The organism is Belnapia arida (assembly GCF_016773205.1).
Taxonomy (GTDB): Bacteria; Pseudomonadota; Alphaproteobacteria; order Acetobacterales; family Acetobacteraceae; genus Belnapia; species Belnapia arida.
Map to the genome: position 1 here is coordinate 156,077 of NZ_JAETWB010000008.1, position 20,979 is coordinate 177,055.

Here is a 20,979-nt window from a genome sequence, read left to right on the forward strand (position 1 = left end):
ATGAGCGACACCCGCACGACCATCTTCGCCGACGGCATCCTCGACGCCAGCGTGACATACGGCGTCGCCCGGCTGACGCTGGCGCAGACAGGGGCCGAGGGGAAACCGACGCCCTGCGGCCAGCTGGTGGTGCCGCTGACGCAGCTCCCCTCGCTCGTCACCAGCCTCTCCGGGCTGCTGAAGCAGGTGGAAGCGAGAATGAAGGAGCAGCAGGCGGCCAGCGCACCCGAGAATGCCGCCCCCGCCGCCTTCCGCTTCGGCTGAAGCCGTGGCCACCCGTCGGGGCCTCCTGGCCCTGCCGCTGGCCGGCGCCCTCGCGGCGCCGGCATCCGCCCAGGAACAGCCGCCGATGCGTCGGCGGCTTGCCATGCTCAAGCTCGGTGCCAATCTCGAGCGCTGGTACGCCATCACCAAGGACAACCAGCCGCGCCGGCTCGGCGTCGGCTGGTGGCGCGGCTTCCGCGCGGGCGGCTTCGACCATGTGCGCATCTTCCTGCCGGAAGTCGCGCAGACCGGCTCCAGCATGGACATCCCCGCCCTCTACCTGAACGCGGTGAAGGATGCCGTGGAGGCGGGGCTGCCGGTCTTCCTCGGCGTGGCGGATTTCTTCTACCAGAAGAAGCCCTGGACCGACCGCGACTGGGAGGGGATGCGGGCACGGGCGCAGTTCTTCGCCGAGCGGACCGACCCTTCCATGGTCGCGCTTGCACCGCTGAACGAGCCGGTCTTCGACGACACGGCGAGCTGGCTGCCGGTGCGCGACCGGCTGCTCGCCGACCTGCGCCGCGCGGCGCCGCGCCATACGCTGGTGTGGGGCGGGCGGGAATGGCACAGCGCCCGCTCACTGGTCGAATGCCCCCTACCCGTCGACCCGAACACCATCGCCGAGGCGCATGACTACCAGGGCACGCAGTCGCCCGGCCGGTTCCAGGCGGTCGCCGCCTGGCGGGACCGCAACCGCATGCCCGTCATCGTCAGCGAGCTGGGCGGCGCCTTCGGGCATGAGGCGAACCGCCCTGCCTGGGCTGCCGACCTGGCGCAGGTGCTGCCGGAGCTGAAGCGGCTCCGCCTGCCGGTGACGCTATGGTCCTACAGCCATGGCCGGGACTGGCGGCTGCAGAACGGCGACGAGCCGATGCCGAAGCCGAACCTCATCCCACCCGGGATGCTGTCGGCGCGCTGACCGCCGCGGGCCGGCCCGCGGCGCCGCGGCGGAGGAGCCAGCGATTGGCCGGCACCTCCACGAAGCGCCAGGCGAGCCAGCCGGCGACGAGGCTCGCCAGGAAGCCGGCGATCATCAGCCCGGCCCGGCCGGCGAGGCCGGGATCGACCCGGCGCAGCACCAGCACGAGCCCGGCCTCGATGAAGACCCAGCAGAGGTAGACACCGAAGGAGGCCTCGCCGAGGCGGAGCAGCAGGTCGGGCCGGGCGGGCGCGGCCGCGGGCACCGAGCGCCGCAGCAGCGGGATCAGCGCGGCAAGGCCGAGCACGGTCAGCGCGTCCCATTCCAGCCAGAGGCCAAGCGGCAGCGCCAGCAGCACGGGCCAGAGGGCGGCGCGCGGCAGCAGCCCCTCGGTCGTCAGCCGGCCGATGGCGAGGCCGGTGGCGAATTCCAGGGCGAAGCGCAGCAGGCCGAGATGCAGCGTGTAGTTCAGCCCGATGCCCGGATCCTCCGCCCCGAGGGCGGCGATGCCGGCGAAGCCGAGCAGCGGCACGGCGGGCAGCGCCAGGCGCGGCAGGCGGATGAGGGCGGCGAGGACGAGGGGGAAGGCAAGGTATCCGGCCCATTCCACCGAGAGCGCCCAGGAGGGGTAGTTCCAGGCATGGCGGGCCGTCGTCTCCCAGGCATTCAGCAGGAAGAGCTGCAGCACGAATTCGCGCAGGCCGAAGCGCTCCGGCTCGCGGATGGTGAGGCCGGCGGCCATGGCCAAGCCGACCAGCAGGGCCAGCGCCAGCAGCGCCAGCGCGTGCAGCGGCCAGATCTTGGCGAGGCGGCGGCGGAGGAAATCCACGATCCCGGCCCTGCTCCAGGGCGGCCGGGCGCCGTAGCCCAGCCAAAGGGCGAAGCCGGAGAGCAGGAAGAATCCGTCCACGCCGAGGTAGCCATGCTGCAGCAGCGGCGCCAGCGCCGGCAGCCCGAGGCTGACGCGCAGCGGCAGGTCGAGATGGTAGAGGATCACCCAGCCGATCAGGAAGAAGCGCAGCCGCGTCAACGCGGCGTCGCGGGGTGCGGCCTGGTGGATGGGGCCCTGCATCGGTACTCGCCTCGTCGTTCGAAGGGCGCATCGCTGCCACAACCGGTGGCCCCGGCGCATCCCCCGGGGCGGTCACGCTTTCGGGTGGCGCACGGGGTTGACGGAAGGCTGATTGGTACGCGCCGAGGCTGCGTGACAGAACCGTTCGCATGCCGAGCCTTACCTCTCCCCTCGCCCAGGTCCTGATCGCGCTCTTCGGCGCGGCGCTGATGCTGCTCTTCGCGCTGCTGGCGCCGGGGCCGTTGCTGCTCATGCTGCCGGCGATGGTGGCGTTGCTGCTCGGGCTCGCGGTCTACCAGTTCCCGCTGGCGATCGTGGTGGGGCTGGTGATGATCTACGGGCTCGGCGTCGACATCCAGCTCGATGGCGGCATGCTGGCGAGCGCGGGCGGCAATGCGGCGGCTGCGCTCGGCTCGGCGGTGGTGAAGGTGGTGCCCTTCGCCCTCGCCGCCGTGCTGCTGCTGCGCTACGGGCCGACCAACGCGATCAACTGGCCCTTCCTCGCCTATACGGCCATCGCCGCGATCAGCATCGTCGTGCTGCCGATGGGGCGGATCGGGACGACGGGCGACATGATCCGCAGCTTCATCGGCTCCACCGCGCCCTTCGTGCTCGGCTTCTGCCTGGCGCCGAAGAGGATCTGGACCTGGATCATCCGCGGGGCGACCGTCGTGCCGCTGATCAGCGCCTTCGGCAGCCTCTTCACCCATCTGGCGGGGCTCTATCCGGCGATCGACCAGCTCGGGCGCTTCCAGGGAATGCACAGCGCGCCCTTCCTCGCGGGCTTCTGCGAGACGGCGATCTTCGCCGCCACCCTCGAATACATGCGGGGCTTCCGGCCGATCTGGCTGATCATCGCCGGGCTCGACCTCGCGGTGCTGCTGGCGACCCAGGCGCGGATGCCGCTGGCGACGGTGGTGATCTTCCTCGGCATCGTCTTCTTCTTCTCGAACCGGCACATCTTCCCGCTGCGGCGCAAGGTGGACCTGGTGATGGGCGGCGGCGTGCCGGGGCTGCTGCTGCTGAGCCCGGTGATCGCCTATGCCATGCAACGCTTCATCAGCCAGGGCACCGACACCTCCGGCCGCGACCTCATGTGGCCCTACTTCCTCGATGCCATCGAGAACCGGCCGCTCTTCGGCTATGGGCTCGGGGCGGGCAAGCTGCTGGTCGACCCCGATGACCCGCTGATCAAGCTGCTCGGCACCACGGCCGCGCATAACGAGTACCTGCGGCTGTCGATCGATGGCGGGATCATCGGCTGCGCGGCGATCTTCCTCTCGATCATCGCCTGGATGTGGTGGGGGTCGCGAAGCCTCGGCGCGCGCGAGCGGCTGGTGCTGCGGGCGGCGCTGCTCGGCTTCCTGCTGCACAGCGGCTTCGACAACACGCTGATCGCCAGCACCTCGGTCATGCTGTTCTGCGTCATCGGCGCGATCCTGGCCCGCGGGCGGGCGGAGGTGCAGGCGGCCCGGCACGGGCGGCGCCACTCTTCCTCCGGCTCCGCCTCGGCCGGGGCCTATGCCTGGCGGCCGGCACGGACGGGCTGAGGCGATGCCGGACCAGGGGGTGGCTGCGGCGCCGGCGACGGTGCAGCGGGAGCGGCGCCTTGATCTCGACCGAGCACGGGGCATTGCCATCCTGCTCGTGGTCTTCGGGCATATCGTGGCGCGGGACGTGCCGCCGGGCGTCGAGTGGTACGAACCGGTGCGCTACCTGGTCTATCGCTTCCACATGCCGTTCTTCCTTTATCTGAGCGGGACGGTGGTGGTGCTCTCGGGCCTGCTGGCGAAGCCGCCGGGGCGGGTGGTGCCGCAGAGGGCCGTCCGGTTGCTGGTGCCCTTCTTCGCCATCGGCCTGGCGATTCTCGTGGCGAAGCTGGTCGCCGTGCAGCTGGTGCCGGTGGACAATCCGCCGGAGGGGCTGGCGGGGGGCCTGCGCGACCTGTTCTGGACGACGGCGCGCAGCCCGGCGACCTCGGTCTGGTACCTGCTGGTTCTCTTCCTCTGCACGCTGGTGGCGATGGGGCTGCGGCGGCTTGGGGTCGGGGCGACGGGGCTCGTGCTGCTTGGCGTGGCGTTGCAGTTTGCCGACGTGCCGGCCGTCGCCTATCTCGACCGCTTCGCCTCGCATTTCCTGTTCTTCGCGGCCGGGCTCTGGGTGGCGGAGCGGGAGGCGGCGCTGCTGCCGGCCTTCGACCGGTGGCAGGCATTGTGGTGGCTGGCCTTCGCTGGCGGGCTGGTCCTGGCGGCGCTCGGCTGGGTGGATGAGCGGTGGTCGATGGTGCTCTGCGGGCTGCTCTGCATCCCGGCGCTGCACGGTGCGGTGCGGCTGGCGCCGATCTCGCGCTGGCAGTGGCCGCTGGTGCTCGGCGGGTTCTCCATGGCGATCTACCTGTTCAACACGCTGGCGATCGGTGGGACCAAGGCGGTGCTGATGAAGCTCGGCTTCGGCTGGACCGAGGCGTGGTTCCCGCTGCATGCCGTCGCCGCCATGACGGCCGGCGTCGCGCTGCCGGTGCTGCTCAAGGTGCTGGTGCTGCGGCGGGTGCCGGCGGTGGACAGGCTCACGGACTGACCGCTCCCCCGGGCATCGCTGCCTGGTGGGCTTGCGCCCGGGGAGGAGCGGCGACCGGAACCCTTCAATCCCTCAAATCCCGGCAGCGTCAAGACTTTGGAAAGGCCTGCTTTCCAGGCTGGAATTGAAGAATTTAGGGCTTGATCCCGCCGAGCCGTGGCGCCGCCTCGGCCATCGGCATGCCGGTGCTCAGGATCGGGCTTCCGCCTCGTGGATCGTGAGGCGCAGCCGGGCCATTGCGCTTCTGACACCTTCAGGACCCTGCGTTTTCTCGGCCACCGCGAGGATGCGCGTCAGCTGGTTAAGATACTCCGCCGAGTGAATTCCCTGGTGGATATGGGAGCCGTCGAGATTCACGGCCGATGAAGTGCCCGGAAGCCAGACGCCATTCTCGGCGCTGTCGATCCCGATATCGGCCCTCTCCAGAATCCCTCTGGCGGTCGTGGCCCCCTGGATGCGCTGGGGCACGATGTGATGGGCGTGATAGCCGTGACCGGGCGGATGGACCCCGGCGGCGCGGAGTGCTGCGCCGAGTATCGCGCTGCCCTTGGGTGCCGAAATCCGGACATTGATGTCGTCGCGTATCGTCAGGCCCTCGGTCTCGTCGTCCGGCCTTGCGCCGGCATTTCGCCCAGCCTGCGCCTCGGCGAAGATCTCGAGTATGTCCTGCCTGCGTATGTGATCAGGGCTTTTCGGCGCTTGAGCCATGTCCTGTCCGCCTCTGCTTCGAGCTGCCGGGGCAGCCGCATCGGAGAGACGCCCGACAACCTGCACCCGAGTGCAACCGGCCATGGAACGGGCCGGAGACCTTCGGACGTCGCTCGCCACGGCGGTCGCATGCTAGTTCAGGCTGGCGGGTGATTGTCCAGACACATCCGGCACCGGCCGGATGGGCGGGCGTGCCGGTATTGCCCGCCCGTCCGGTGGATTGGGCATGGCTCAGGATTGGGCGGATAATCCTATACTGCCCTGCCCTGCCGAAGTCCAGCGGAAGGGTCAGCCGCGGTCGCCGAAGCCCTTGGGGTGCGCCGAGTGCCAGGCCCAGGCGGTGCGGACGATGTCGTCCAGCGCGCCGAAGCGCGGGCTCCAGCCCGTCTCCTCGCGGAGGCGGGCGGAGGAGGCGACGAGCACCGCCGGGTCGCCGGCGCGGCGGGGGCCGAGGCTATGGGGAACAGGCTTGCCGCTGATCCGCTCGACCGAGTCCATCACCTGCTTCACCGAGTAGCCGGTGCCGTTGCCGATGTTGAAGCGGCAGCTCCCGCGGTCCAGCCGCGTCAGGGCGCGGAGATGGGCGTCGGCGAGGTCCGTCACATGGACGTAGTCGCGGATGCAGGTGCCGTCTGGCGTCGGGTAGTCGGTGCCGAAGACCGTCAGCGGCGGGCGGGTGCCCATGGCGGCGCCGATGGCCAGCGGGATCAGGTGCGTCTCGGGGTCGTGGTCCTCGCCGATCTGCCCGGAGGGATCGGCGCCGGCGGCGTTGAAGTAGCGCAGCGAGGCGGAGCGCAGGCCATGGACCTGGTCGGCCCAGTCGAGGCCGCGCTCCACCATCAGCTTGCTCTCGCCATAGGCGGAGACCGGGGCGACATCGGCTGTCTCGTCGATCGGAATCCGCTTGGGGAAGCCGAAAAGGGCGGCCGTCGAGGAGAGGACGAAGCGGAGGCAGCCGGACTTCACGGCGGCATCCGCCACGATCAGGCTGTTGGAGAGGTTGTCGATGCAGTAGCGCAGGGGGTCCCGCATCGACTCGCCGACCAGGGAGAGGGCGGCGAAGTGGAGGACGGCGTCGAACTTCCAGCCGGCGAAGACATCCGCCACCTGGCGGCGGTCGGCGAGGTTGATGGAGACAAGCTCGACCGAGGGCGGCACCGCGGCGCGGTGGCCCTGGCGGAGGTCGTCGATGACGACGACCTCATCCCCACGGTCCACCAGCGCCTTGACCACATGGCTGCCGACATAGCCGGCACCGCCCGTCACCAGATACCGACCACCCATCGCGGGCTTACTCCCGGAAGTAACCACCATAGCGCGGATGGTAGACCTCGGCATCCGCATAGCCGGAGCGGCCATGCACCTTGGCGTCCACCTGTGTGAGCGCTGCGCCGATGACCCGGGCATGCGCTTCCTCGAGCAGGCCGAGGGAGTTGCGCACCACGGAGCGCGGCGTGTCGCGCCATTTTACGCAGAGCAATGTGGCATCGGCGAGGCGGGCCACGACGCGGGCATCGGCCATGGCGAGCGCCGGCGGCGCGTCCAGGATGATGAGGTCGTAGTCGCGCCGCACCCGGTCGAGCAGGCCGGCCATCGCCTCGGACATGAAGAGGCCGAGGGAGTGTATCTCGGCCGCGCCGGCCGGGATGTAGTCGAGGCTGGAGAGGTGGTCGCGGCGGATGATCCGCTCCAGCAGGGCCTGGCCGAGCAGTAGGTCGGTCACGCCTGGCGCGCCCTCGCAGCGGAAGACCCGGCCGAGCGCCGGCTGGCGCACGTCGCAGTCGATCAGCAGCACGCGCTCGCCGTTCATGGCCGCCGAGCGGGCCAGCGCCACCGAGGTGGTGGTCTTGCCCTCGCCCGGGCGGGCGGCGGTGATGACCACGACGCGCGGCGGCTCCGAGCCCAGCCAGAGGGCGGCGCGCAGCGTGCGCATGCTCTCCGAGAAGGGGCTCAGCGGCTTGCGGACGACGTAGTCCTCCACCTTGTGGCGGCCGAGCAGGCCGCGCTTCAGCATCGGCACCAGCGCCAGGCAGGGCAGGCCGAGGGCCGAGCGGACCTCGTCGCCGGAGCGGATGGTGCTGTCGGCCTGTTCGAGGAACCAGATCACCAGCAGGCCGAAGAGGACGCCGAGGATCGTGGCGGCCGCGACGAAGAGCGGGATCTTCGGGAAGCTCGGCCGGCCGGGGACGGTGGCGGGCGAGAGGACCCGGGCATCCGGCTTCTCGATCGCGGTCTGCGAGACGGTCTGCTGCGAACGCTCGAGCACGGCGCGCAGCAGGCTGCGGGCGGCGTCGGCGTCACGCTCGAGCGCGGCGACCTGGATCTCGGCGCCGGAGCTCTGGTTCAGCAGGCCTTCCTGCGTCCTCAGCGCGTCCTCGAGGCTGGAGACGCGGGCGCGGGCGGCACGGGCCTCCGCATCCAGCGCCTGGACCACGCGGCCGGTCTCGCCGGAGACGTTCCGCTCGGCTTCCGCGAGGCGGGAGCGGGCGGCACGCACATCCGGGTGGTTGGAGCCGAGCGTCGCCTGCAGGCGCTCCACCTCGCGCCGCGCATCGTCCCGCGCGGCGCGGGAGCCGGTGAGGTTCGAGGCGCCGAGCGCGGTGAGGTCCGCGCCGCCGCCGCGCCGGGCTGCCGAGAGGCGGGCTTCGGCGGAGGCGAGCTGGTTGCGGGCGTCGATCAGGTCGGCGTTGATCTTGCTGACTTGCTCGGTGCCGAGGCCGGCGCTCACGCCGCGCGTAAGGCCGGAGCGGCTGCGCAGGTCGGCGATGCGGCTCTCGGTGGTCTGGAGCTCCTTGCGGAGCTGGGCGACGCGGCCGTCGAGCCAGTCATTCGCGCGGCGCACCGCGTTGAACTTCGACTCCAACTGGTCCGAGATGTAGAGCTCGGAGGCCATGTTGGCGATGTCGGTCGAGAGTTGCGCATCCTCGGTTGTGGCAGCGATGGTCAATACACGCGAGTTGCGCACGACCGTGACGAGAATTTTGTCGCGCAGCGCCTCGGCCGCGGAGATCTCGGCCCGCTCGGGGTTCGGCCTCGGCACCGGCGCCTCGGGCGCGATCAGGTCGGCGAGGTCGGGCGAGAGGGTCGCTATGCGCCGGGCGATGCCATCTTGTATACGATAGAGCAGCTGCTCGGGGCGCTTCGCCTCGCGCACCCACCAAGAGAACTCCTCGCGGTCCGTGAGGTCGTACTGGCGCACGATGCGGCGGGCGACGGAGAGGCTGCGGATGACGTCGACCTGGCTGGCGAGCACGGCGTCGGTCGTCGTCTCGTCGCGCAGGATGCTCTGCAGCTCGCTCGCCTGGTAGTCGGTGGGCTCGAACATCACCGTGGACGTCGCGGTGAAGCGCGGCGTCAGCTCCTTCGCGGCGATGAAGGCGGCGATCGGGAAGAGCAGCGTGCAGAGAAAGAGCACGAAGCGCCGGCGCCGCAGGGCCGCCAGCAAGGCGGTGACGGTCAGGCCTTCCGGCTCGATCGGCGTGGCGACGGGCGCCGGCGTGCGGAGCTGCGGCTTCCGCTCATTCGAGGGAGGCCGCGATTCTACCGGTCTGTCGAGCATAGGGGGTGTGTCTTCCCTTCGCGGCAATGGCTGCGGAGGCTTGGGCAATACGCGTTGGCGGAGAGGGGGGTCAATCAACGGGCGAGCGAACAAGGCCGCCTGGCGCAAACATCAGCGTGATGAACCATTAACGCAAGGAAACGCGAATGTGCCGATCGCGCGATGTCTGGCAGAGACAAGTCGCCTGATGCGGTTGTTGCCGCATGACGGCCATGTTCGCATGCGTCCCTGCCCGGGTCGATGACAGGCCTGGGTCACGAAAGGAAAGCCAGACGATGCATTCTCGCCGCGTGTTCTCCCTGATGCTGCTTGGCGCCGTGGCGGCCTGCGCCTCGCCGGGCGCCAACCTGCCGCTGCTGCCCGACACGCCCCTCTCGGCCTACCGCATCGGGCCGGAAGACCAGCTGCGCGTCACCGTCTTCAACGACCCGCGCCTCACGGGCGATTTCCGCGTCGGCGACACGGGGACGATCGCGCTGCCGCTGATCGGCACGGTGCGGGCCGCGGGGCTGACCACCACCGAGATCGAGCGCGCGGTCGAGAAGGAGATGCGCGACAAGAACCTGTTCCGCGACCCCTCGGCGGCCGTGCAGGTCATCACCTACCGCCCGGTCTTCGTGCTCGGCATGGTCGAGAAGGGCGGGCAGTTCCCGTACCAGCCGGGGATGACGGTGCTGACGGCCGTCGCCGTGGCGGGCGGGTTCAACTACCGGGCCATCCAGGATTACGTCTCGGTCACCCGCATCGGGCCGGACGGCAAGGCGATGGAGTACCGCGCGAAGCGGGACAGCCTGGTGCAGCCGGGCGACACCCTGACCGTCTTCGAGCGGCGCTTCTGATTCCCCGCATAGGGCACCTGGGGCCCTAGGCTTCGGCGAGCGTCCCGCGGCAAGGCTGCGGGACGCATCCTTGCGGTATGCTGCCGCGGGGTGCAGGGGCCGGGACGATGCGGGGCTGGCGTTGGGGGGTGGTGATGCTGCTGGCGGCGCTTACGCCGGCGGCAGCGGAGAGGATCGATCAGCCGGCGGCCTGGGCGGCGGCGAAAGTGCCGGCGCCAGGGCCGGCGCGGATCGTCGGCGGCACGGGTCTCGGCTGCATTGCCGGCGCCGTGGCGCTGCCGGTGGAGGGGCCGGGATGGCAGGCCGTCCGGGTCTCGCGCAACCGGCATTGGGGGCATCCGGCCCTGGTCCGCTTCGTCGAGCGGTTCACGGCAGAGGCCCAGGGCCAAGGTTTTCCGGTGCTCTGGATCGGCGATATGGGGCAACCGCGGGGCGGGCCCCTGCCCTATGGGCATGCGAGCCATCAGACGGGACTCGATGTCGATGTCTGGCTGGAACTCTCGCCGAAGCCCGCCGTGCCGGCGGCGGCGCGGGAGGATATCAGCGTGCCCTCGCTGGTGCTGCCGGATGAGAGCGGGGTCGACCTCCGCGTCTGGCGGCCGCGGCATGCGGCGCTGATCCGGCTGGCGGCGGAGCAGCCGGGGGTGGACCGGGTGCTGGTCAACCATGTGATCAAGCGGGAGCTGTGCCGGACCGACGCGGGGGCGGCCTGGCTGCAGCGCGTGCGGCCCTGGCGGGGGCATGACAGCCATATGCACGTGCGGCTGCGCTGCCCGGCCGGGCAGGCGGAGTGCCGCGAGCAGGCGCCGCCGCCGGCGGGCGATGGCTGCGATGCGTCGCTCGCCTGGTGGCTGACGCCGGAGGCGCGGCGGCCGGTGCCGCGGCCGCCGGGGCCGGCGCCGCAGATGCCGCAGGCCTGCGCGGGGGTGCTGGGCACCCCCTGAGCCTCACCAGCGGCGGATCGGGCCGCAGTCCAGGTGGACGAAGCCGTCGCGGCGGTAGAGGCCGACGCCGCCGAGCTGCATCTCGGCGGCGAGCCTCGCCATGCCGAGGCTTTCGCGGCCGACCAGGCGGACATCGGCGGCCATGCCCGACATGTGCAGGCTGGCGCGGGAGACGCGGCGGGACTCGCGGGCGCGGGCGGCGTTGGTCTCGGGCGCGCGGTAGCCGCTGATGACCTGGTAGCCCTCGGTCGCCTCCATCTGCCGGGCGATGACGGCGAGGACGTCGAAGAGCCGGGGGTCCATCGGCGTCGCCTCCTCCATGGAGGGGTCGCGGAGCAGCCAGTCGAGCTGCTGCAGCGCCTCGCGGTCGTAGCGGCCGTCGCGCCAGTAGGCGCCCTCGAAGCTCTCGCCGGTCTGCACGCGCTGGATGGCGAGGCTGCGGGGGGCGCCGCCGAGGACCTGGGCCGGGGCGACGGCGATTCCGGTGCAGGCAAGGCCAAGGCCGAGGGCGCCGCGGACGAGGCCGCGGCGGGTACAGCAGGAGCAGTCCATCAGCGGAGGCCGGCGTTGACCGGGGAGGCGTTGGCGACCCGGCTGCGCCCGGCATCGAGGGCGCGGGCATAGGCCTCGTCCAGCCCGTAGATGTCGGGGCGGAGGCGGACCTGGCCGCCCTCCACCCGCGCCGTGGCGTAGTGCAGGCGGACGGGAATGCTGCGCGGCAGGGCGAGGCCGGTGGTGACGCGGCTGGCGAGCACGCGGTCGGCACGGGCACGGTCCCAGCCGGGGGCGCCTTGCAGCACCACGTCCAGCAGCTCCATCGGCTTCTCCAGGCGGATGCAGCCGGAGGAGAAGGCCCGGTCGGGGCGGCGGAACAGGTGCCGATCGGGCGTGTCGTGCATGTAGATGTCCTCGGTGTTCGGCATGATGAATTTGATGCGGCCGAGGGCGTTGATATCGCCGGCGTCCTGCCGGATGACATAAGGAAAACGTTGCGGATTGATCGCAGCCCAGTTGATGGTGGTGGGGTCGACCTCCACCCGCTGGCCGTCGACATAGCTGTAGACGCGAAAGCCCTTCTCCATCATGGCGCGCGGGTCGCGGCGGAAGCGGGGCAACAGGTCCTCGCGGGCGTTGCGCTCGGGCACGCCCCATTGCGGGTTGAACTGCACGGCGTTGAGCCGGACCAGCAGCATCGGCGTGGCCCGGGCGGGCTTGCCGACGATCACCGCCATCTCCAGCAGGGTCCGGTTGCCTTCCGACAGGGTGAACCACTGGAAGGGGATGTTGACCTCGATATGCCGCTCGGCCGGGGGCGGGGCAGCGGCGCGGCGCATGTCGAGGGCGACGCGGAGCTGGCGGACTGCCGCCTCGGCGGGGCGGTTGAGGGCGGCGAAGCTGAGGCGGCCGATGCGGCCATCGGCCTCCAGCCCCTCGCCGGCCTGGAAGCGGCGGGCGGCGGCGACCAGGGGCTCGTCATAGGTGTCGCCGGCGCCGGGATTGGCGGCGAGCAGCGGGTCGGTCATCGCCAGGCGGGCGCGCAGCGCCGGGACGCGGAGCGGGTCGGTCGCGCCGGGCTCCAGCGCGTCCGTGCCGGGGGTGGGCGGCACCGGGGGGAAGCCGCCGGCGGCGACGCGGGCGCGGGCGGCGGCGAGCGCGCGCTTCAGCGCGGCGGCCTCCGGCGCGAGGAGGGCGGCGCGGTCGATCAGCGTGGCGGGGTCGGGCGAGGCCTGGAGTTGCGTCAGCCAGGGGCTGAGCGGGAGGGCGGCCGTGTCGCGCCGGAGGTCGGGGCGATTGGGCAGGTCATGGACGCGGCCGTGCAGCAGGTCCGTCAGGACGGCGATGGAGGCGCGGAGCAGGCTGGCTTGCCAGGCGGCGGGGTCGCGTTCGGCCTCGGCATCGGCGGGGATGGCATAGGCGCGGGGGTCCAGCCCGTCCTCCTCCAGCCGGCGGAGGCGGTCGGCCAGGCGGAGCAGGGCGGGGCTGGGCGCAGCCTGGGCGACGACCATGGGCCCGGCCGGACGGGTGGCGAGGCCCGGGGTGGAGAAGATCGGGGCGGCGAGGGTCAGGCCGCCAAGGCAGGCCAAGAGGAGGATTGCGCGCACGCCGCCTAGTTACACATGCGCGCGGCAGCCCGCCAAGGCTTCCACGCGCCGCGAGGTCGGTCCGGCCGAAGGGTCGCTCAACCGTGACGTGAGGGCCTCACCCGAAGCCGGCCAGCACCGCCTTGCCGATGCTCCGCCCGCTCTCGACCAGTGTGTGCAGGGCGCGGAGGCTGGCGGCGTCGATGCGACCGCCGTGATGGGTCATCGTCGTCCGCAGCGTGCCGGCATCGACCAGACGGGAGACTTCCGCCAGCAGGCGGTGCTGCTCGGCCATGTCGGGCGTGCCGAAGAGGGAGCGGGTGAACATCAGCTCCCAGTGCAGGGAGACGCTCTTCCGCTTGAAGGGGACGATGTCGAGGCTCTGCGGGTCGTCGATGATGGCGACGTGGCCCTGCGGGGCGATGGCGCGCTCGATGGCGGGCCAATGGCGGTCGGTCGCGGTCAGGCTGGCGATATGGCTGACGGCGGGAAGGCCGATGGCGGCGAGGCCCTCGTCCAGCGGCCGGCGGTGGTCGATGACGTGGTGGGCGCCCATCGCACGGCACCAGTCGGCGGTCTCGGGGCGGGAGGCGGTGGCGATGACCGTCAGCCGGGTGAGCCGGCGGGCGATCTGCGTCAGGATGGAGCCGACGCCGCCGGCGCCGTTGACGATGAGGAGGCTCTGGCCTTCGCCGCCATCGCGGGAGATGCCGAGGCGGTCGAAGAGCAGCTCCCAGGCGGTGATGGCGGTGAGCGGCAGGGCGGCGGCTTCGGCGAAGCCGAGGCTGCGGGGCTTGGGGCCCACGATGCGCTCGTCGACGAGCTGGTGGGTGGCGTTGCTGCCGGGGCGGTCGATGGCGCCGGCGTAGAAGACCTGGTCGCCGGGGCGGAAGAGCGTGACCTCGGCGCCGACCGCCTCGACGGTGCCGGCGGCGTCGAAGCCGAGCACGCGGGCCTCGCCGGGGGGCGGGGCGGCGGCGGCGCGGCGCTTGACGTCGACCGGGTTCACCGAGACGGCCTCGACGGCGACGAGCAGGTCACGCGGGCCGGGGGTGGGCTTGGGCAGGTCCAATTCGATCAGGGCGTCGGGGGCGGTGATGGGGGATGGGGTGCGGTAGCCGATGGCGAACATCGCCGGATCTCCTGAATGGGTGGCGGAGGATGGGGCGTGGTGCGGCGCCGCGCGATACGGCATAATTCGGCACATAGTACCCGTTCGGATACCACCCCCGATGAAGCGGAAACGCTATGACTGCGCCCCCGGCTGCCCGGTCGAGGCGGCGCTCGACCTGATCGACGGCAAGTGGAAGGGGGTCATCCTCTACCACCTGCTCGACGGGACGCTGCGCTTCAACGCGCTGCGGCGGAAGCTGGGCGGAGTGACGCAGCGGATGCTGGTGAAGCAGCTGCGGGAGCTGGAGGAAGCGGGGCTGGTGCTGCGGACCGTCTATGCCGAGGTGCCGCCACGGGTGGAGTACAGCCTCACCGCCGAGGGGCGGAGCCTGGAGCCGGTGCTGCTGGCGCTGATGCGCTGGGGCGAGGCCTGGATGGCGGCGCGGCAGATGCCGCAGGCGGCGGAGTAGGGGCGCGAGCCCCCTCCCCTGCCGGCAAGCTGCTGGCCGAAGCGGGCCGGGCGGCGTAGCCTGCGCCCTGGACCCGCAGAGAGAGTTCCCCCGATGTCGATGCCAACCCCCGTGGTCCGCCACACGCCCAATCAGAGTCGGCGCGTGCTGCTGCTGACCGGCGCCTCGCGCGGCATCGGCCATGCCACCGTCAAGGTCTTCTCGGCCGCCGGGTGGCGCGTCGTCACCGTCTCGCGCCAGCCCTTCCCCGAGGAATGCCCCTGGGAGATGGGGCCGGAGGATCATATCCAGGCCGATCTCTCGGATGCGGGCGACACGGTGCGGGCGATCGAGGAAATCCGCGAGCGGCTGATCCCGGATGGCGGGCGGCTGGACGCGCTGGTCAACAATGCCGGCATCTCGCCGAAGGGGGCGGACGGGGCGCGGCTCGGCACGATGGATACGGCGATCGACGACTGGAAGTGGGTGTTCCAGGTGAATTTCTTCTCCTCGATCATGCTGGCGCGCGGGCTGGTGGAGGAGCTGCAGAAGACCAAGGGGGCGGTGGTGAACGTCACCTCCATCGCCGGGAGCAAGGTGCATCCCTTCGCCGGGGCGGCCTATGCGACCTCGAAGGCGGCGCTGATGTCGCTGACGCGCGAGATGGCGCACGACTTCGGGCCGCTCGGCATCCGGGTGAACGCGATCTCGCCGGGGGAGATCGATACCTCGATCCTGTCGCCGGGGACGGAGAAGATCGTCGAGGAGCAGATTCCGATGCGGCGCCTGGGCAAGCCGGCCGAGGTGGCGAAGGCGATCTACTTCCTGTGCTCGGATGCGTCGTCCTACGTCAACGGCGCCGAGATCCACATCAATGGCGGGCAGCACGTCTAGGAACTCCCAACGACGCCGCTGCGCGGCGCCGCGGGGGCCCTTCAGGGTCAGGCGTGCTTCACTACCTCGCCGCCTTTCATGATGAGCGGCATGTGGCGGCCCTGGGCGGTCAGCAGGCTGAGGTCCTGGAGCGGATTGCCATCCACCGCAATGAGGTCGGCATGGGCACCGGGGGCGATGCAGCCGATCTCGCCTTCCATGCAGAGCAGCTTCGCGGCGATGTGGGTGGCGGAGGCGATGACCGACTGGGCCGGGAGGACGCGGCCGCGGATGGTGAATTCCTCCGACTGGTGGCGGTGCATGGGGCCGAGCAGGTCCGTGCCATAGGCCATGGGCAGGCCGGCCTCGTGCATGATCGAGATCGACTCCATGCCGGAGAGGCGGACGTCGTCGATCTTGCCGAGGGAGTCCGCGCCGATGCCGAGGGCTTCGCCTTCCTCCGAGAGCTTGTCGTAGGTGACGAGCGTCGGCACGGCGACGGCGCCGCGCGAGGCGGCGAAGCGGGCGGTCTCGGCCTGGATGAGGTTGCAGTGCTCGAGCGAGCGGACGCCGCATTCGACGGCGCGGCGGATCGCCGCATCCGTGTAGAGATGGGCGGAGACATAGGTGCCGGCATTCTCCGCCTCCTCGACGACGGCCAGCAGCTCCTCGCGGGAGAAGCCGAGGAAGTGGATCGGGTCGGTCGGCGAGGCGACGCCGCCATTGGCCATGATCTTGATGAAGCGGGCGCCGGCCTTGATCTCCTCGCGGGCGGCCTGGCGGATGGCGGGGACGCCGTCGCAGAGCCGGCCGAGGGCGCCGAGGCGGCGGGCGTAGTCGGGCGGGTTGGCGTCGTAGCGGCCGCGGAAGTCGCAATGGCCGCCGGTCTGGCTCAGCGCCTTGCCGGCAATGACGAGGCGCGGGGCGAGGACCGTGCCCTCCTCGATGGCGGCGACCTGGCCGTGGTCGGCGCCGCCGACATCGCGGAGCGTAGTGAAGCCGCGCATCAGCATCTCGCCCATCAGGCGGATGGAGCGGGCCATGACCAGGCTGTCCGGCATGGCGGCGCAGCGGGCGAGGCTGGCATCGACGGCGACGACATGGACATGGGCGTCGATCAGGCCGGGCATCAGGATCTTGCCGGCGAGATCGATGGTCTCGGCGCCGGCGGGGGCGCGGGCGGTGGTGGAGACCTCGCGGATGCGGCCCTGCTCGATCACCACGCCCTGCGGATCGGACGGCTCGGGGGCGGTACCGTCGACGATGCGGGCCTGGGCGAGGAAGAGGCTGGGCATGGGGCGATCCTGTCTGCGTCGTTTGGCGGCGACAGAAGGCCGGGGGAGGCGAAGATTCAAGCGGGTTTTTCGATGTTGGCGGTCGGGTAGATTTCGCGCGGCGGGCGGCTAAGGTCGACGCGCGGAAGAGAGGGGGTTCGACATGGCGACCATGGCGCTGGCGACGCTGGTGCATCCGACCGGATCGCATCCGGCCTCCTGGCTGCACCCTTCGGCGTATCCGGGGGCGTCGATGGATATCGGCTACTACCGCGACATGGCGCGGCTTGCGGAGCGGGGGATGTTCGACCTGTTCTTCATCGCCGATACGCCGGCGGCGCGGACCAGCCAGCTCGAGGCCTACGCGCGGTTTCCGCTGTTCATGAACGTGTTCGAGCCGCTGACCTTGCTCGCGGCGCTGGCTGGGGCGACGACCTATATCGGCCTCGGCGGAACGGCGAGCACGAGCTTCTTCGAGCCGTACAACGTCGCGCGGCAATTCGCCTCGCTCGACCATATCAGCGGCGGGCGGGCGGCGTGGAACGTCGTCACCTCGGCGAACGACTTCGCGGCGCGGAATTTCGGGCTCGACCGGCTGCCGCCGCATGGGGACCGGTATGAGCGGGCGCGGGAGTTCGTGGATGTGGTCCGGAAGCTTTGGGATACGTGGGAGGATGGGGCCTTCCTGCGGGACCGGGAGAGCGGGCTGTTCTTCGACCCCGCGAAGCAGCATCCGGTGGCGCATGAGGGACGGCATTTCCGGGTGAACGGGGCGCTCAACATCGAGCGGGTGCCGCAGGGGCAGCCGGTCATCATCCAGGCAGGGGCCTCGGATACCGGGCGGGAATTCGCGGCGGAGACGGCGGAGCTGGTCTTCGCCTCGGACAGCACGCTGGAGGCGGGGCAGCGCTTCTACGCCGACCTCAAGGGGCGGATGGCGCGCCACGGGCGGCCGCCGGAGGCGCTGAAGGTGCTGGCCGGGCTGCCAGCCATCGTCGCCGACAGCGAGCAGGAGGCGGAGGACACGTACCAGACGCTTCAGGCGCTGATTCACCCGGATGTGGGGCGGATGCGGCTGGGGATGGACCTGGAGGCCGATCTCTCGGGGCTGCCGCTGGATGAGCCGATTCCGCCGGAGCGCATCCCGGCCTCGGCCAATCTGCACAAGGCCTATTTCGAGCATATCCTCGGGATGATCCGCGAGGGGCTGACCTTGCGGCAGCTCTACATGCGCTACGAGCGGGGAAACAGGACCATCCGCGGGACGCCGAAGCAGGTGGCGGACCATATGGAGGAATGGTTCACCAGCGGGGCGGCGGACGGTTTCATGCTGACCTTCAGCCTGCTGCCGCGCGGGATGGCGGATTTCATCGAGAAGGTGGTGCCGGAGCTGCAGCGGCGCGGGCTGGTGAAGCGGGAATGGCGCGGGCGGACGCTCCGGGAGAATGTCGGGCTGGAGCGGCCGGGGCATCGGCGCCAGTAGCCGCTATTCCGCGGTGAGGGATTGCATGTCCTCCAGCGCCTCGGCGAATTCCTGCATGAAGGACTGGACGACGCCGCGGCAGGACTGCACGCCCTCCACCAGCCCGACGCCCTGGCCGACGAAGTAGCTGACCAGGCCACGCGCCGCCGCGTTGCCGCCCTCGGCCGCCTGGTTGATGCGGGCCATGGCGGGCTCGCTGACGAGGCCCTGGAGCGGCATCGGCAGCATCCCCGGGCTGCCGGGGCCCTCCCAGGCCTCGGTCCAGGCGGAGCGGAGCTGGCGGGCCGGCTTGCCGGTGCGGCCGCGGGAGCGGATGGTGTCGCGCGAGCGGGCGGCGACCATCTTCTCGCGGAAGACGGGAGAGGTCTCGGCCTCGGCCGTCGCCAGCCAGACGGAGCCGGTCCAGACGCCGGCGGCGCCCATCGCCATGCAGCCGGCCATCTGCCGCCCCGTCATGATGCCGCCAGCCGCGAGCACGGGTGTGCTGCCGGCGACGCGCAGGACCTCGGGCAGCAGGACCATGGTGGAGACCTCGCCGCAATGGCCGCCGGCTTCGCCGCCCTGGGCGACGAGGATGTCGACGCCGGCTTCGACCTGGCGCTCGGCATGCTCGCGGGCGCCGACGAGGGCGGCGCAGGGGATGCCGGCCGTGCGGGCGCGCTCCAGCATGGAGGCGGGCGGGACGCCGAGGGCGTTGGCGATCAACCGGATGGGGTGGCGGAAGGCCACTTCCATCAGCCGCTCGCCGCTCTCGCGCTGGTAGGGGGCGGGGCGGTCCGGGGCGCCGCGGTGGCGGTCGCCGACCGGGCCGTCCGGGTCGATGCCGTGGCGGCGCAGCAGGTCCTGCACGAAGGCGCGGTGCTGCGGGGGGATCTGCGCGAGGAGGGTGGCGCTGCCGGCTCCGCCCTCGGTGCGGATGGCGAGGTTCTCGGGGATCAGCAGGTCGACGCCGTAGGGGCGGCCATCGACCTCGGCGTCGATCCAGCGGAGCGCCGTCTCCAGCTCCTCCGGCGTCATGCTGGCGGCGCCGAAGACGCCGAAGCCGCCGGCCTTGCTGACCGCCGCCACCACGTCGCGGCAATGGCTGAAGGCGAGCAACGGGAAGCCGATGCCAAGCATGCGGCAGAGGCGGGTGTTCATGGTGGTGTCCTCCCTTTCTCTCCCGGACGGCTTCTGCCGCTCTTCGGGGTGACGGCTACTTGACCAGGCGCCACTGTACCAGGGTGTAGGGCGGCGTGGCCGCGTCATGCGGCTCGAAGACGGCCTCGACCTCGGCGCCGATCGTCACCTCCTGCATCGGGTCGCCGAGCAGGTTGCCGACCATGCGGATGCCGTCGGCCTCCGGCAGCTCGACCAGGACGACGAGGTAGGGGCCGTGGCCGTTCAACGCCGGGTGCACCGGGTGGTGCGGCCGCTGCCAGCTGTAGATGCGGCCGCGCGGCGCGACCTCCGCCCAGCCGAGGTCGAAGGAGTGGCAGCGGTGGCAGATCCACTCCGGGCCCCATTGGTGCTTGCCGCAGCCGTTGCATTTCTGCACGACGAGGCGGCTAACGCGGGTGCCCTCCCAGTAGGGTTGGGCGATGGGCTCCTGGGCGGGGGCGGGCAGGCCTTCGGGCAGGTAGCGGGTGCTCACAGCGTGTCCTCCGTCCCGACGACCAGGCTGCTGACGGGTGTCACCATCGGCCCGCCGAGCACGGCGACGACCTTGGCGTCCTTCACCTGGTTGATCGCGGTGCCGCGCAGCTGGCGTACCGCCTCGTTCACCATCTCGAGCCCGTGCATGTAGCATTCGGCGAGGTTGCCGCCCGAGGTGTTCATCGGCATCCGGCCGCCGGAGACCAGCAGGTTGTCGAGCACGAGCTGCTCGTTCGCCGTCTTCGGGTCGACGAAGCCGTGCTCGACGAGGCTCAGCAGCACGCCGCCGGTGAAGTTCTCGTAGGCCTGGACGACGTCGCAATCCGCGGGGCCGAGCTTGGCCATCTCCCACATGTTCCGCGCCACCGTCCTGAAATGGGCGGAGGCGTAGTCGGGCGCGTTGTGCACCGGCGCGGCGCTGCGGTGGTGGCCGCCCTGGGCGGCGCCGAGCAGGTAGACCGGCTTGTGGCGCAGGCCGCGGGCGCGGTCGGCGGGGACGACGAGCACGGCGCCGGCGCCGTCATTCTCCTGGCAGCAGTCGAACAGGCGGTGGAAGGGCTCGATGATCCAGCGCGAGGCGTCGTACTTCTCCTCGCTCAGAGGGCGGCCGCGCATCACCGCGTTCGGGTTGCTCTGGGCGTGGTGGTAGGAGGCCATGGCGATGGCCCGCAGCGCCTCGTGCCGAATGCCGTGCTCGGTCATGAAGCGGGTGATCTTCATGGCGAAGCGCTGGGCGGGGGACATCAGCCCGTAGGGGGCGAGGAAGGCGTCGTCGCCGCCCGCCGCCGCCGACTGGTTGCCGCGGCCGTAGCGAGCGAACTGGCCTTGCGCCAGGGAGCGGAAGGCGATGACGCAGTTCGCCATGCCGGAATGCACCGCCGCCCCGGCATTGGCGACCGCCGCCGCGACGCCGCCGCCGCCGCCGCCCCAATGCATGTTGGAGAAGCGCAGCTCCCGGATGCCGAGGGCTGCGGCGAGGCGCGGGCCGTCCGAGCGGTCGCCGCCATAGGAGGCGAAGCCGTCCACGTCGCGCGGGTCGACGCCGGCGTCGCGGCAGGCATTGACGATGGCCTGCAGCGCCAGCTTGAACTCGGCGTCCGGCGACTGGCCGTGCTTGTAGTAGGTCGTCTCGCCGATCCCGGCGATCGCGACCTTGCCGCGCAATGTGCGCTCGCTCATGCCGGCATCC

General features: G+C 71.3%; 19 protein-coding genes and 1 pseudogene. 9 read left to right on the forward strand and 11 right to left on the reverse strand.

Features of this window, described 5'->3' with window-relative positions:
• Together JMJ56_RS17580 and JMJ56_RS17585 are read left to right on the forward strand one after the other, a co-directional pair.
• The gene (locus JMJ56_RS17580) at window positions 1–264 is read left to right on the forward strand and encodes a hypothetical protein (RefSeq protein ID WP_202833074.1); all 264 of its coding nucleotides are present in this window, start codon (window positions 1–3) and stop codon (window positions 262–264) included.
• 4 nt (window positions 265–268) lie between these two features.
• Complete coding sequence (locus JMJ56_RS17585) at window positions 269–1,183, forward strand: cellulase family glycosylhydrolase (RefSeq protein ID WP_202833075.1); 915 nt, start codon at window positions 269–271, stop codon at window positions 1,181–1,183.
• Here the strand turns inward: JMJ56_RS17585 and JMJ56_RS17590 are convergent.
• Window positions 1,152–2,255 carry an acyltransferase family protein gene (locus JMJ56_RS17590; protein ID WP_202833076.1) on the reverse strand — a complete coding sequence of 368 codons (1,104 nt, stop codon included), beginning with the start codon at window positions 2,253–2,255 and terminating at the stop codon, window positions 1,152–1,154. The genes JMJ56_RS17585 and JMJ56_RS17590 overlap by 32 nt on opposite strands.
• 149 nt (window positions 2,256–2,404) lie before the next feature.
• Here JMJ56_RS17590 and JMJ56_RS17595 point away from each other — a divergent pair, with 149 nt between their 5' ends.
• Complete coding sequence (locus tag JMJ56_RS17595) at window positions 2,405–3,805, forward strand: O-antigen ligase family protein (protein WP_202833077.1); 1,401 nt, start codon at window positions 2,405–2,407, stop codon at window positions 3,803–3,805.
• A gap of 4 nt (window positions 3,806–3,809) precedes the next feature.
• Window positions 3,810–4,832: an acyltransferase family protein gene (locus JMJ56_RS17600; protein WP_202833078.1), complete on the forward strand. Its 1,023-nt coding sequence runs from the start codon at window positions 3,810–3,812 to the stop codon at window positions 4,830–4,832.
• A gap of 189 nt (window positions 4,833–5,021) precedes the next feature.
• On the opposite strand, the gene JMJ56_RS17605 is transcribed toward JMJ56_RS17600, so the two are convergent.
• From JMJ56_RS17605 to JMJ56_RS17615, 3 genes and pseudogenes are all read right to left on the reverse strand, one after another.
• Complete coding sequence (locus JMJ56_RS17605; protein WP_202833079.1) at window positions 5,022–5,540, reverse strand: AHH domain-containing protein; 519 nt, start codon at window positions 5,538–5,540, stop codon at window positions 5,022–5,024.
• A gap of 288 nt (window positions 5,541–5,828) precedes the next feature.
• Complete coding sequence (gene galE, locus JMJ56_RS17610; protein ID WP_202833080.1) at window positions 5,829–6,824, reverse strand: UDP-glucose 4-epimerase GalE; 996 nt, start codon at window positions 6,822–6,824, stop codon at window positions 5,829–5,831.
• A 76-nt stretch (window positions 6,825–6,900) separates the two neighbouring features.
• A pseudogene (locus JMJ56_RS17615) lies at window positions 6,901–9,099 on the reverse strand (GumC family protein); the annotation flags it as partial.
• 275 nt (window positions 9,100–9,374) lie between these two features.
• Between JMJ56_RS17615 and JMJ56_RS17620 the strand changes: the two are divergent.
• On the forward strand, window positions 9,375–9,938 hold the full coding sequence (locus JMJ56_RS17620) for a polysaccharide biosynthesis/export family protein (protein WP_202833082.1): 564 nt from the start codon (window positions 9,375–9,377) through the stop codon (window positions 9,936–9,938).
• 107 nt (window positions 9,939–10,045) lie between these two features.
• On the forward strand, window positions 10,046–10,882 hold the full coding sequence (gene mepA, locus JMJ56_RS17625) for a penicillin-insensitive murein endopeptidase (protein WP_202833083.1): 837 nt from the start codon (window positions 10,046–10,048) through the stop codon (window positions 10,880–10,882).
• A gap of 3 nt (window positions 10,883–10,885) precedes the next feature.
• Here mepA and JMJ56_RS17630 read toward each other — a convergent pair whose 3' ends face one another.
• The 3 genes from JMJ56_RS17630 to JMJ56_RS17640 form a co-directional block, all read right to left on the reverse strand.
• Entirely contained in the window at window positions 10,886–11,434 is a 549-nt protein-coding gene (locus JMJ56_RS17630; RefSeq protein WP_202833084.1) for a DUF882 domain-containing protein, read from the reverse strand.
• On the reverse strand, window positions 11,434–12,984 hold the full coding sequence (locus tag JMJ56_RS17635; protein WP_328702411.1) for a L,D-transpeptidase family protein: 1,551 nt from the start codon (window positions 12,982–12,984) through the stop codon (window positions 11,434–11,436). Before JMJ56_RS17635 ends, JMJ56_RS17630 begins: the two co-directional genes overlap by 1 nt.
• A 97-nt stretch (window positions 12,985–13,081) precedes the next feature.
• On the reverse strand, window positions 13,082–14,095 hold the full coding sequence (locus JMJ56_RS17640; protein WP_202833085.1) for a zinc-binding alcohol dehydrogenase family protein: 1,014 nt from the start codon (window positions 14,093–14,095) through the stop codon (window positions 13,082–13,084).
• Window positions 14,096–14,195: 100 nt separating this feature from the next.
• Between JMJ56_RS17640 and JMJ56_RS17645 the strand changes: the two genes are divergently transcribed.
• Both JMJ56_RS17645 and JMJ56_RS17650 read left to right on the forward strand, forming a co-directional pair.
• A complete protein-coding gene (locus tag JMJ56_RS17645; protein ID WP_202833086.1) occupies window positions 14,196–14,546 on the forward strand; it encodes a winged helix-turn-helix transcriptional regulator in 351 nt (116 codons plus the stop codon).
• A gap of 93 nt (window positions 14,547–14,639) precedes the next feature.
• Window positions 14,640–15,419 (forward strand): SDR family NAD(P)-dependent oxidoreductase, encoded by a 780-nt coding sequence (locus tag JMJ56_RS17650; protein WP_144404467.1) that lies wholly within the window; start codon window positions 14,640–14,642, stop codon window positions 15,417–15,419.
• Window positions 15,420–15,466: 47 nt separating this feature from the next.
• On the opposite strand, the gene JMJ56_RS17655 is transcribed toward JMJ56_RS17650, so the two are convergent.
• A complete protein-coding gene (locus tag JMJ56_RS17655; protein ID WP_202833087.1) occupies window positions 15,467–16,693 on the reverse strand; it encodes a metal-dependent hydrolase family protein in 1,227 nt (408 codons plus the stop codon).
• 142 nt (window positions 16,694–16,835) lie between these two features.
• Between JMJ56_RS17655 and JMJ56_RS17660 the strand changes: the two genes are divergently transcribed.
• The gene (locus JMJ56_RS17660) at window positions 16,836–18,155 is read left to right on the forward strand and encodes an LLM class flavin-dependent oxidoreductase (RefSeq protein ID WP_236037857.1); all 1,320 of its coding nucleotides are present in this window, start codon (window positions 16,836–16,838) and stop codon (window positions 18,153–18,155) included.
• 3 nt (window positions 18,156–18,158) lie between these two features.
• Here the strand turns inward: JMJ56_RS17660 and JMJ56_RS17665 are convergent, their stop codons facing one another.
• Genes JMJ56_RS17665 through JMJ56_RS17675 form a run of 3 tightly spaced genes read right to left on the reverse strand, consistent with a single transcriptional unit; the run spans window position 18,159 to window position 20,969 of the window.
• Window positions 18,159–19,295 carry an NAD(P)H-dependent flavin oxidoreductase gene (locus JMJ56_RS17665; RefSeq protein ID WP_202833088.1) on the reverse strand — a complete coding sequence of 379 codons (1,137 nt, stop codon included), beginning with the start codon at window positions 19,293–19,295 and terminating at the stop codon, window positions 18,159–18,161.
• Window positions 19,296–19,350: 55 nt separating this feature from the next.
• On the reverse strand, window positions 19,351–19,788 hold the full coding sequence (locus JMJ56_RS17670; protein ID WP_202833089.1) for a Zn-ribbon domain-containing OB-fold protein: 438 nt from the start codon (window positions 19,786–19,788) through the stop codon (window positions 19,351–19,353).
• Entirely contained in the window at window positions 19,785–20,969 is a 1,185-nt protein-coding gene (locus JMJ56_RS17675) for a thiolase C-terminal domain-containing protein (RefSeq protein ID WP_202833090.1), read from the reverse strand. Before JMJ56_RS17675 ends, JMJ56_RS17670 begins: the two co-directional genes overlap by 4 nt.
• Window positions 20,970–20,979 lie beyond the last annotated feature (10 nt).